Source organism: Oscillatoria sp. HE19RPO, assembly GCF_024220515.1.
Taxonomy (GTDB): Bacteria; Cyanobacteriota; Cyanobacteriia; order Cyanobacteriales; family Laspinemataceae; genus Laspinema.
Genome location: NZ_JAMXOT010000036.1, coordinates 50,320 through 64,042 on the forward strand (window position 1 = coordinate 50,320; position 13,723 = coordinate 64,042).

Here is a 13,723-nt window from a genome sequence, read left to right on the forward strand (position 1 = left end):
ATAAACTTCCTGACTATACTCGTACATAAAAAATTTATGAGTGACGAAATTATAAAGTATGAAAATTCGGATATTAATCCTAAAGATAAATTTTATGACCCCCAGCCTTTAACAGAAGCCGAACGGCATAAAATATTACACGAATGGAATAACACCACAACAGAATATCCCCACGATCGCTGCATCCACCAGCTATTTGAGGAACAGGTAGAGCGGACACCTGACGCTGTGGCGGTAGTTTTTGAAGAGGAGCAACTGACGTATCAACAATTAAACGCTAAGGCAAACCAATTGGCACATTACCTGCAAGGGTTGGGTGTAGGGCCAGAAGTTTTGGTGGGGATGTGTGTCGAGCGCTCCATCAGAATGATAGTCGGACTACTTGGCATCCTCAAAGCTGGTGGTGCCTACATTCCGCTAGACCCAGCTTATCCTTTGGAACGGCTAGCCTTCATGCTGGAAGATTCTTCTGCACCAGTGCTGCTTACTCAGTCAAAGCTCGTAGAGACGCTTGCCCCACACTCGGCACGTGTTGTTTGCTTAGATGCTGATTGGAAAGAAATCTCTAAGGAGAGTGAACTTTCTCCCCTCACAGGGGTGAGACCAGAGAACTTGGCTTATGTCATTTACACTTCTGGTTCAACCGGAAAGCCCAAAGGGGTTCTGATTTCCCACTCTAGTTTGCTAAATCTAGTTTTCTGGCATCAACACGCCTTTGAGGTAAAATCATCAGACCGGGCTACTCAGCTGGCCGGAACTGCATTTGATGCTTCGGTATGGGAAATATGGCCTTATTTAGCGTCGGGAGCGAGTCTTTATTTAATCGAGCCAGCGATTCTTCTGTCTCCAGAAAAACTGCGCGACTGGCTGTTGACAAAAGAGATTACAATTACTTTTGTCCCTACCCCCATAGCAGAAAAGCTGTTGTTTCTGCAATGGCCCTCTGACGTAGCTTTGCGAATTCTGCTAACAGGTGGAGATCAACTTCATCATTATCCATCAACTTCAATTCCCTTCAAGGTAGTCAATAACTACGGCCCAACTGAAAATACTGTAGTCACGACTTCTGGGTTAGTTGTCTGCGATGGTACAGATAATAGGTTCCCTCATATTGGTCGGGCGATCTTTAACACCAAAATCTATATTCTCGATCACCATCTCCAACTCGTTTCCATCGGTGTTCCTGGAGAATTGCATATTGCTGGTGCGGGGTTGGCACGAGGCTACCTCAACCGCCCCGATTTAACTGAACAAAAGTTCATCCCTAATCCCTTTAGCGACGAATCTAGTTCTCGCTTATATAAAACAGGGGACTTAGCCCGCTATCTTCCAGACGGCAATATCGAATTTTTGGGGCGTATAGATAATCAGGTAAAGATTCGCGGTTTTCGCATCGAATTGGGCGAAATAGAGGCAGTCTTGTCTCAACACCCAGCAATTGTAGAAACTGTGGTCGTGGTGCAGCAAGATGTTTCAGAGCACCAATATTTAGCGGCCTATATTGTCTCGCAAAATTCCAAGCCAATTTCTCGCAGCGACCTGCGCGCTTTTCTCAAAGAGAAGCTGCCCGATTACATGGTTCCAGGAGTGTTTGTTATGTTAGATGCCTTGCCATTAACACCTAATGGTAAGGTAGATCGACGAGCGCTACATGAATATCCTAAAAGGATGGAGCTGGACCAATCAGAGGTAGAGTTATCTAATATAAACATTACTGCCGGAACTAATAAACAGGAAATGACAGAATTGAAACCCCCGCATCCGGATAGCATTGGCCCAAGACTACTTTCTTTGGTGGCGAATTTGCTACGCATAGAGGTCGATGAAATAGATGTATCTGCCACTTTTTTAGACCTGGGCATTGATTCGCTACTTATTTTGGAAGCTATGCGAAGCATTCAAAATACTTTTGGAGTTCAGGTGGAAGCTCAACAGTTTTTTGAAGAGCTGGAAACTATAGACGCTTTAACCACATACATCGAGCAGACTTTTCGCTTGGAAGAAGAGCCAAAAAGATATCAGAAGATTGATTCAACAAAGACCATTGCCGGTTTAATGGCTAATGTAAAGCCTGTAAAACCGAGCCAAAACTTAGCTCAACCTTTACAAGTACCACTAGCAGTTCCGACAAATAAATCGATGAACAGACCCAATGAAAATGTGGAGCCTCAGACAAGCGTAGAAAAGATTATCTCGCAGCAGCTTCAATTAATGTCTCAACAGCTAGAGATATTACGGAGAGAACCGGGTTCGACGGATCGATCGCATCAGGAAAAAACTACCTTCTCTGAATTCGCCTCCCCCAAGTCATTTGAGCAAATAAACACCGTTAGCAATGAATGTCCAGTGTGTTCTTACAATGAATGGGACCCACTGGAAGAAGTGATTGTTGGCATTGTCGATGGAGCAATGATTCCATCCTGGCATACCATCCATCGCGCTACGGTGCTTCCCGGTCAAGAGAAACAAATGGAAAGCCTGAGCAAGCGGACAGAGAAACAGCCGCTTCCCTATCCAGAGTGGCTTGTTCAAGCTGCTAGCAAGTGCGTCGAGGAATTTGCTCATATTCTTCAATCCGAAGGAGTTATTGTTCGTCGCCCCGATGTTGTTGATTACTCTGCCTCTTTCCGTACACCGGATTGGGAAGTAATGAATGGCTTTTGTTCAGCCAATCCTCGCGACGTTTTCTTAGTTATTGGCAATGAAATTATAGAAGCTCCAATGGCCGATCGCAGTCGTTATTTCGAGTCGTGGGCTTATCGCTCCCTACTCAAAGAGTACCTAAAGGGAGGAGCCAAGTGGGTCGCTGCCCCTAAACCACAGCTACTTGATGCACAGTATGACCCAGATTACAAAACTCCCGCTAATGGTGAGGAAATGCGCTATGTCATCACTGAGTTCGAGCCGACGTTTGATGCGGCAGACTTCGTGCGCTTTGGACGGGATATTTTTGTCCAGAAGAGTCATGTCACTAATAGCCTGGGGATTGAATGGGTGCGGCGTCACCTGGGCGATGAATATCGAGTTCACGAGGTTCAGTCGCTCTGCCCACAAGCCTTGCATATTGACACCACTCTAGTTCCTCTCGCGCCAGGGAAGGTGTTAGTCAATCCCCTGTTTATAGATGTGGATAATCTGCCTGATTACTTCAAATCTTGGGATATCTTGCTCGCACCGAAACCCAACCGAACACCGATGACACTTTATGACACGAAAGTAATCAGTCAGTGGGTGAATATGAATGTACTCAGTCTTGATGAAGAGCGAGTAGTTGTCGAAAAATCACAGGAATCTATGATTGCAGCCTTAAAAGACTGGGGTTTCAAACCCATTCCCTGCGAGTTTGAAAGTTACTATCCTTTCATGGGTTCTTTTCATTGCGCGACACTGGATGTCCGCAGACGTGGTGTACTGCGTTCCTATGAAATGGAGGAGGGCGCTCTATGAATCTGAACCAATTTTTAGCTGAACTTGCCCAACGCGGTATCAAATTGTGGTTAGAGGGTGATACCTTGCGTTTTCGCGCTCCCAAAGGCGTAATGACACCAGAAGAGCGGGACTTGCTGGTATTGCATAAAGCAAAAATTATCTCGTTGCTGTCCCAGAGCAATACAAGCGCGAACGATACTGAAAAAACAATTGTAACAACCTCAGAACAACGGGAGATACCTCTATCTTTTCCTCAAGAACAACTGTGGTTTCTGAGTGAGTTAGATCCAAATAACGTTTCTTACAACGAACTCTTTGCTCTGCGATTTTTGGGTGTACTGAACATCGTTGCACTAGAGCAAAGCCTGAACAAGATCGTGGCTCGCCATGCAGCTTTACGAACCAACTTTGCGACGGTTAACGGGCAGCCTGTTCAGGTCATTGCTGAAAGATTGACTTTGACAGTGCCAGTCATAGACTTAAGCAATCTGCCTGCTTGTGACAGAGAAAACGAAGTCCAACGATTAGCAACGGAACAAGCCCAAAAACCCTTTAACTTAGTTAGCGACCCCTTAATTCAAGGGACTGTATTTAAGCTAACCGACACAGAACATATATTTTTGCTGAGAACTCATCACATTGTCTGGGATGGTTGGTCATTAGGTGTTATGTGGCGGGAGTTAGCAGCTTTCTACAATGACTTATCCCAAGAACTACCTCCACTTCCGGCTCAGTATCCCGAATTTGCGGTTTGGCAGAGGCAATACTTGACGGGTGAGGTATTAGATTCCCTACAAACCTATTGGAAAAAACAACTATTAGATGCACCTCCCCTATTAGAACTGCCCACTGACCGAGCACGAGGAACTACACAAACTTTTCGAGGAAAACATTATAAATTTGTCATTTCCAAGCCGCTCAGTGAGGCTATAATCGATTTAAGTCGGCGGCAAAAAGTGACTATTTTTATGACGCTCTTATCGGCGTTCCAAACATTACTTTACCGTTATACTGGGCAAAATGATGTTGTAGTCGGTTTGCCCATTGCGAATCGCGATCGCCCCGAATTTGAGGGGTTAATTGGATTTTTTGTCAACACGCTAGTGCTACGCACTTGTTTCTCAGGAAACCCCAGCTTTGAGGACTTACTCTCTAAAGTTCGGAAAGTAACCCTGGGAGCATACGCTCATCGAGACCTACCGTTTGAAAAATTAGTAGAGATATTGCAGCCAGAACGCTCTGTGATCTACACGCCACTGGTACAGGTGATGTTGGTAATCCTCGATGAATTACCCGAAATTCAAATAGAAGGCTTAAGGGTAAGTCCATTAGCAGTAGAAACTGGAATAGCGCGGACTGATTTAGCTTTATGTGTGGAGAAAACAGCCTGTGGGTTAATTGGAGAATGGGAATACAATACCGACTTGTTTGATGAGTCTACCATCGCTCGGATGAGCAGACATTTCCAGACCTTGCTCGAAGGTATTGTCGTCAATTCCAAACAAAAGATTTCAGAATTGCCCCTGCTGACAGAAACAGAACGCCAGCAGATCCACGTGGAGTGGAACAACACTTGGGCTGAATATCCCCAGGATAAGTGCATCCATCAGTTGTTTGAAGCGCAAGTGGAACAATCCCCCGATGCTGTTGCTTTAGTGTTTGAAGGGGAGCAACTCACCTATCGAGAGTTGAATGCAAAAGCGAATCAGTTGGCACACTACCTGCAAAACTTGGGTGTAGGGCCAGAAGTTTTGGTGGGCATCTGTGTAGAGCGATCCTTTGACATGGTTGTGGGAATTCTGGGCGTCCTCAAAGCGGGTGGTGTCTACGTTCCGCTAGACCCAACTTATCCACAAGAACGTTTAGGTTTCATGCTAGAAGACTCTTCTGTGTCGGTTTTGCTTACCCAGACGCAACTGGTTGAATTGCTTCCTCCTTCCTCGGCGCGTGTTGTCTGTGTGGATGGGGACATAGAAAAAATTGCTTTCCACAGTTCAGAGAACGCCAGCAGCACAGTAACGCCGGATAACCTGGCTTACGTTATCTACACTTCAGGCTCTACAGGAAAACCTAAAGGCGTGTTATTGGCACACCAAGGGCTGTGCAATCTAGTCACGGCACAGATTCAGCTATTCGACGTACACTCCGACAGTCGAATTCTTCAGTTTGCCTCTCTCAGCTTTGATGCTTCGATTTGGGAAGTTGTTATGGCTTTGATATCGGGAGCAACACTGGTATTGGCTTTGCGGGAGTCTTTAATGCCGGGGCCTGCTTTGATTGAGCTGTTGCGAGACTATGCCATCACGACTGCCACTCTGCCCCCGTCAGTTCTGGCGGTACTGCCTCCCGAAGAGTTTCCAGCATTGCAGACAATTATCGTCGCAGGAGAAGCCTGTAGTGCAGACCTCGTAGCACGTTGGGCACTAGGGCGTCAGTTTTTCAATGCTTATGGGCCAACAGAAGCCACCGTCTGTGCCACCGTTGCCCTTTGCAGTGACGGCAGTCGGAAACCTCCTATCGGGCGTCCGATCGCCAACACCCAAATCTATATTCTCGACCCTCACAACCAACCCGTTCCCATCGGTGTTCCCGGAGAACTCCACATTGCGGGTGTGGGACTCGCCAAAGGTTATCTGAACCGTCCCGAGTTGACTGATGAGAAATTTATTCCCAACCCCTTTAGCAATGAACCCGATTCGCGCCTCTATAAAACAGGGGACTTAGCCCGCTACCTGAGCGACGGCAACATCGAATATCTCGGTCGAATAGATGACCAAGTGAAGGTTCGCGGTTTCCGCATCGAACTCGGCGAAATCGAGGCAGCATTGAGTCAGCATCCTAGCTTGCTCTCTGCGGCAGTTGTGCTTCGAGAAGATATTCCCGGCCAAAAAAGCTTAGTGGCCTACATTGTCCCCGTTCAAGATTCTGCACCCACTGTTGGGGAACTACGCGGCTTCCTCAAGCCACAACTGCCCGATTACATGATGCCCAGTGCTTTTGTTGTGCTGGAGTCACTACCCCTGACTCCCAATGGGAAAGTAGACCGCCGCGCCCTACCCGCCCCCGAAAAGCGGAACGAACTGGAAGAGTCGTTTGTTGCCCCTAGCACTCCAATTGAGGAAATGTTAGCCAGTATTTGGAGTAACATCCTCTCAATTGACTCAGTGGGCATTCACGACAATTTCTTTGAACTGGGCGGACATTCCTTATTAGCTACTCAAGTAATTTCCAGAGTGCGGGATACCTTGACGGTTGAATTACCCCTCCGCACCTTGTTTGAGGCACCCACTCTTGCTGGATTAGCCGAGCGAGTTGAGAATTCGCTTAAAAACGGGCAATCGGTAGAACCTCTGCCTCTTGTACCAATTTCAAGGTCAGAATCCATCCCATTATCCTTCGCTCAAGCAAGGTTGTGGTTTCTCGACCAGCTACAGCCCAACAGTTCCTTTTACAACATCCCCCTGGCGTTACATCTGAGCGGTCAGCTTAATATTGCGGCTTTAGAAAGCAGTATCAACGAAATTATTCAGCGACATGAAGCCTTACGCACCAACTTCGTAGCGGTAGAAGGTCAACCCGTCCAAGTTATTACCTCAACTTTCAATTTTCAGGTGCAATCTGTAAATCTGTTGCACCTGCCTGAAAACGAGCGAAAAATCGAAGCGCAACAATTGGCTACGGTTGAAGCAAATCGGCCTTTTAACCTGGAACGAGAGCCTTTATTTCGAGTCACTTTGCTACAGCTAGACCAAACCGAATACGTCTTGCTATTTACCATGCACCACATTATTTCTGATGGGTGGTCATTGGGCATATTACTGAAAGAACTAAGAGAACTTTACAAAGGCTTTTGCACTGGAAAACCTGTAAATTTGCCCTCATTGCCAGTACAGTATGCCGATTTTGCGGTTTGGCAGCGGCAGTGGCTATCTGGAGAAATACTCGAAACCCAGCTTGGCTACTGGAAAGAAAAACTATCAGACGCTCCGACTTTATTAGAATTGCCCACAGACAGACCAAGACCGGCAGTTCAAACCTTCCGGGGAGGATATTACCATACAGTTCTTCCCCAGGAATTGAGTGCGGAACTTACTGCATTGACTAAGCGAGTCGGTGTTACGTTGTTTATGACGCTTTTGGCGGCGTTTCAAACACTGCTCTACCGCTTATCCGGGCAAGATGATATTGTAGTGGGTACGCCCGTAGGGGGTCGCAACCGGCAGGAAATCGAAGGGCTAATTGGCTTTTTTGTCAATAGCTTAGTGCTGCGTACCGACTTATCAGGCAACCCTAGCTTTGAGCAGTTACTCGGTAAAGTTAGGGAAGTGGCGCTGCAAGCCTACACCCATCAAGACCTGCCCTTTGAGCAGTTAGTAGAGGCATTACACCCAACACGAGACTTAAGCTATACGCCACTGTTCCAGGCCATGTTTTCCCTCGACGACGATTTAATGCCTGTAATGGAGCTGCCTGAATTATCGATAAGCTCTTATCCAGTCGAAATGGGCACGGCGAAGTTTGACTTGGGTTTATCAATGGAGAATACCGCTTCTGGATTGGTAGCCGAGTGGGAATACAGTACGGATCTGTTTGATGAGTCTACCATCGCTCGGATAGCCAGAAATTTTCAGACCTTGCTCGAAAGTATTGTCGTCAATTCCAAACAAAAGATTTCAGAATTGTCCCTGCTGACCGAAACAGAACGCCACCAGCTCCACGTGCAGTGGAATAACACTCGGGCTGAATATCCGCAGGATAAGTGTATCCATCAGTTATTTGAAGCGCAAGTTGAGCTAATGCCCGACGCTGTGGCAGTCGTTTTTGAAGGGGAGCGGCTGACCTATCAAGAGTTGAATGCAAAGGCAAATCAGTTAGCGTACTACTTGCAAAGCCTAGGAGTAAAACCAGAAGTGCTGGTGGGAATTTGCGTAGAGCGATCTGTTGAAATGGTAATCGGTTTATGGGGCGTCCTCAAAGCAGGTGGTGCTTATGTCCCACTCGACCCAAATTATCCCTCCGAGCGCTTGGCTTTTATGCTACAAGACTCATCAGTTCCCGTGCTGCTGACTCAACAGAAGCTAGTCGATAAACTTCCCCCAAATTCGACTCGTGTTGTCTGCTTGGACTCAGGCTGGGAAAAAATTGCTGCCTACAGCGAGAACAACCCTAACAGCGCAGTAAGGCCCCAAAACTTGGCTTACGTTATCTACACTTCAGGCTCTACAGGCAAACCCAAAGGCGTTTTAATCGAACACCGATCGCTCGTCAACTACACAATAGTTGCCAGTGCTGAATATGGCATCCAAGAACGCGATCGCATTCTACAATTTTCTTCAATTAGTTTTGATGTCAGTGCTGAAGAAATTTATACCAGCCTTACATCGGGCGCAACATTGGTCTTGGGTACTGATTCTATGCTGGACTCCCTTAAGGGATTTTTACAGAAGTGCAACGATTGGGAAATAACCGTTCTGGCACTTCCTACAGCCTACTGGCACGAACTTACCACCTTCTTGAGTCAAGAAAAAGTTGCCCTTCCTCCATCATTGCGATTAATCATCATAGGTGGAGAAAAAGCATTAGCGGAACGACTGAAAACTTGGTTTGAGTGTGTGGGACAGCGAGTTCGTCTGGTAAATAATTATGGCCCGACGGAAACCACTGTGGGAGCCACAATCTGCGAGTTATCGGCAGCCGACGCCACATTGAGGGAGTTGCCGATCGGTCGTCCCATTGGGAATGTCCAGACCTACATCTTAGATGAGAACCGGCAGCCCTTACCCATAGGCGTTCCAGGTGAGTTGTACATTGGTGGTGCGGGTTTGGCACGGGGATATCTCAATCGTCCTGAGTTGACCGATGAGCGGTTCATTCCCAACCCCTTTAGTGACTCTCCCAGCGATCGCCTGTACAAAACTGGAGATTTGGTTCGCTACTTAGCGGACAGTAACATCGAATATGTCGGTCGCATTGACAATCAAATAAAAATTCGCGGGTTCCGCATCGAATTAGAAGAAATTGAAGCGGTACTCAGCCAGCATCCTAACGTGCGGGAAGTGGCAGTCATTGACCGAGAAGACACACCTGGGAACAAGCGTCTAGTAGCTTATATGGTTTCTAACCTCATACCCGGTCGCATCCCTTATCACACTAAATGCCAACTAGAACTAGACGGGAACGCGATCGCAATCGAGACACAGGATATCTCCACTGGCGGTGTCGGTCTGGTGGGAGTACCAGTTCTTGATGAAGGTAACAACGTCCACCTGCACTTGCAACTGCCTGGAGAAGATGAACCGCGCTGGCTTTCTGGAACAGTCGTTTGGTCCCATTCGTCACAAGCTGGGATTCAGTTTCATCTGACACCTTCCGAACGCGCTCTAGTCGATCGAAGCGTAGCCTATCAGTTGGAAACTCAAGAATTGTGGAAAACTTTACAGCGAACTGTGACTCGTAACCTGCGCGACTATCTGAAACAAAAGCTGCCTGACTACATGATACCCAGTGTATTTGTCCTTTTGGAAGCAATGCCCCTCACCCCTAACGGCAAAATAGACCGTCGCGCCCTACCCGCACCAGATAGTTTCAATCCCCAGAATGAAAGCTGTTTTGTTGCTCCTCACGACACTCTAGAATTACAGCTTTCTCAAATTTGGTCAGAGGTTCTCGGTGTACATCCCGTAGGAGTTCGAGACAACTTTTTTACTTTGGGAGGTCATTCTCTTTTAGCGGTACGCCTAATGGCACGTCTTGAACAACAGTTGGGAATCAATCTGCCTTTAGCAACGCTCTTCTCTAGTCCAACTATTGAACAACTCGTAATTCATCTTCGCTCTTCAAGAGATTCTGGGAAGTGGTCCCCACTGATACCGATTCAATCGATCGGTCACAAACAACCTTTCTTTTGCGTGCCTGGAATTGGTGGAAATGTTCTTTACTTCTACGAATTAGCGCGTCATCTCGGTGCTGATCAACCGTTTTACGGCCTTCAAGCACGAGGTCTTAATGGGGAGTTAGAACCTTTCACACGAGTGGAAGATATGGCTGCCTGCTATATTGAAGCCATACAGACTGTTCAAAGCAAAGGTCCCTACCTGCTAGGAGGACATTCGTTTGGTGGTGTAGTGGCTTTTGAAATGGCCCAGCAGTTGCAGAAACAGGAGCATGAAGTCGCTCTTGTAGCAATTATTGATACTCTAGCGCCAACTCTTATTAGTGAACAAGTAATTGATGTTAATGAAGATGAGCTAGACTTTAATGAATTTGCTACCTATTTGGGATATATGTTTTATCCAAAAGCACAATTACTCAGCAATGCTTTAGACCATCTGACTCTGCAAGAAAAATTGAATTTTCTTAACCAAAAATGGAGTAAAATTAATTTTATTGACTCAGATAAATACAATCAGCATTTTATGGATTTATGGAAAGTTTATAAAGCTTCTAAAAAGGCACATTGTAATTATTTTCCCGAGCAAGTTTTTCCCACTCCTATTTCTATTTTTCAGGCCAGAACAACTAATGTTGAAGTATCCATGAATAAAGGGAAATCTTTATTGGAAGATTCAGCATTAGGGTGGAGAAAATTTTCTGATTGCACGACTACTTACATTATTCCGGGGAACCACATGAACATTTTACAAGAACCTTATGTAAAAATATTAAGCGAAAAATTAAAAATAAGTCTAAATTCAAGGGAATTTACTTAGGGATATTCATAATTTATAATTTGCAAAGAAGAAGATGAAAATCTTCTCTTGTCAGAAAAAATAAGGCCCACACACAGTTAATTATTTGAATCAAGGAAGTGAATGTCATGACTTACTCAATGTTCGACAAAAACAATATGCATTTAGTAGACAATTATGTGCGAGAAATTCAAGACTCGATTACAAGTAATGACCAGCTTATACCAACCATCTCATACTGGTCACTTCAAAAATCTATTTCCAACCTGCAAGCTCTTCCTCTATTTTATTTTCCACTACATGGGCTTTCTGAAGTAGATTTTACTAAGTTTATGCCTCTGTTTATATTCATTGAGGCTACAATCTATCAGATTGATGAGGAGTATGAAAACAATATTGACAATCCACAATTCATATCTCAGCATATATCGGTCTTGCAAAATGTATTAACTCAGTTAAATTTATTTGATGAAAAAATAGATAATGAACTCAAAGAAGGACTAATTTATTATAGCTTAGAACAAAAATTCTGTTCTGGATTAATTCCTACAGAAGAAAGCATTTATAACGCCAGCCTATATAAATGTTTTGATTTTGGTATATTACAGAGAATTTTGTTAAAGTTAATCCGGGAACCGTATAATGAAGAATTCTTGTCAATCTGCCAAACATCAGTACAAATCAGTAAAATCTGTACCGATATAGAAGATTACCATCGAGATATCAATCGTAATGTAATTAATACATATCGGATGTTTGTCAGGCTATATGGGACAGCAGCACCTCACCAATTGCTCCGTTTTATTAACGAATTAAACACTAATTTACAACAAAAAATAGGAGCTTTTCAAAAAAACAATCCCAACTTAGCCCAACACTTTGTTGAATTACGCAAGAAAATCTTGGAAGATTTCAGGCCAATCTCATCGAATACCGATCCAATTGACGGGTTAATCTTACCTGAAATTCCTGAACCCATTTTAGAATCATAGACTATAGTCCTTCCATAAAATGCGCGTTTTCCTTCTGGTCTGGTTCGGACAACTAATATCCCTAATTGGGTCGGGTCTGACTAACTTCGCATTGGGAGTCTGGGTGTACCAGCGCACGGGGTCAGTCACCCAGTTTTCGTTAATTTTGCTATTTGCTCTGCTGCCGAGTATTGTAGCTTCTCCGATCGCTGGGGCAATGGTTGACCGCTGGAACCGGCGATGGTGCATGATTCTATCGGACTCGGGCGCTGGTATAACTACAGTGGCAGTAGCTTTATTACTCGCCACTGGCAACCTTCAGCTTTGGCACATCTACCTTGCTGTTAGCCTGGATTCCATTTTCAAAGCCTTTCAGTTACCCGCCTACACTGCTTCGACCTCTTTATTAGTACCGAAAGAACAGTTACCTCGCGCCAGCGGCATGGTTCAGTCAGGACAAGCCTGCGCCCGACTCGTTTCGCCACTACTGGCAGGAGTTTTGCTAGGAACCATCCAACTTCAAGGGATTATTGTCATTGACTTTGCCACCTTCCTGTTTGCCCTAATCACTCTATTGTTCGTTCGTTTTCCTGATGCTAAAACTGAGGCTTTTCTTGTTGAGGGAAAAACATCTCTCTGGCGCGAGGCCCTGGAAGGCTCAACTTATATTTTTGGTCGTCCAGGACTCTTAGCCCTGCTCATTGTATGCGCCATCAATAATTTTGTGTTTGGACTGATTGAAGTATTATTCCCTCCGCTGGTACTGTCATTCACTTCGGTCACGGTTCTCGGCACCATTCAGTCACTCGGAGGTGTGGGTATGATGATAGGTAGCGTAGTGATGAGCATTTGGGGAGGCCCCCGAACTTTAATCCGAGGCGTATTTGGTTTTATTTTTCTCTATCAACTGTGCATTTTAGCATTTGGATTCCGCGCTTCTTTTGCACTATTCGCTGTTGCCAATTTTTTATTATTCTTCAGCTTGCCTTTCATCAATGGCTATAGCGATGCAATCTTACTCCGAAAAGTCCCTCCGGCTATTCAAGGCCGGGTCTTCGCCACGCTCCAGATGATCGCTTTCTCCTGTATCCCTCTCGCTTATGTGGTGGCCGGTCCCCTAGCCGATCGCATCTTTGAACCTCTCATGGCGGCAGATGGGTTACTAGCTGGAAGCGTGGGAAAAATTATTGGTGTGGGGCCGGGTCGCGGCATTGGCCTGCTGTTTATTACGATGGAAATTATCGCCATCATCGTAACTGTTGCCGTTTACCGCTATCCTCGCTTGCGTTTTGTGGAACGCGAATTGCCTGATGTGATTTAGTTTTTGGGGAAAGGCGTGAAGCGTCGGTTGTGCGTTCCCTTAGTAGAGCAACTTCGGGAGGGAAGGTATCAGTTTCGGGAACAGCGGCGGATAACGGCTCTGGGCGAGGTGAAAGAAATTTAGGCGGCGCAAGATGCTTTGGTGTTGAAGGCGCTGTCAATCGCTCTGGGTGAGGAATTGCAACCCCACCTCTCACCACGATGCTTTCATCTAGCGGGTACGGGCGGACTGAAAGGGGCCGTGCGAGAAGTGGCATCCCATCTGCAATCGAATGAATTTGTGTTTTGCACCGATGTCAAGGGCTACTACGCCAG

Annotated in this window: 4 protein-coding genes; all 4 read left to right on the forward strand. The window is 45.7% G+C overall.

Going from position 1 to position 13,723, the window contains the following annotated elements:
- The first annotated feature begins 36 nt into the window (after positions 1 to 36).
- The gene (locus NG833_RS04145) at positions 37 to 3,447 is read left to right on the forward strand and encodes an amino acid adenylation domain-containing protein (protein WP_254564070.1); all 3,411 of its coding nucleotides are present in this window, start codon (positions 37 to 39) and stop codon (positions 3,445 to 3,447) included.
- Positions 3,444 to 11,138, forward strand: coding sequence for a non-ribosomal peptide synthetase (locus NG833_RS04150; protein WP_254564071.1), 7,695 nt, complete (start codon positions 3,444 to 3,446; stop codon positions 11,136 to 11,138). The genes NG833_RS04145 and NG833_RS04150 overlap by 4 nt, the downstream gene beginning before the upstream one ends.
- A gap of 107 nt (positions 11,139 to 11,245) precedes the next feature.
- Positions 11,246 to 12,109 (forward strand): hypothetical protein, encoded by an 864-nt coding sequence (locus NG833_RS04155; protein ID WP_254564072.1) that lies wholly within the window; start codon positions 11,246 to 11,248, stop codon positions 12,107 to 12,109.
- 19 nt (positions 12,110 to 12,128) lie between these two features.
- Positions 12,129 to 13,409: an MFS transporter gene (locus tag NG833_RS04160; RefSeq protein ID WP_254564073.1), complete on the forward strand. Its 1,281-nt coding sequence runs from the start codon at positions 12,129 to 12,131 to the stop codon at positions 13,407 to 13,409.
- Positions 13,410 to 13,723: the final 314 nt, after the last annotated feature.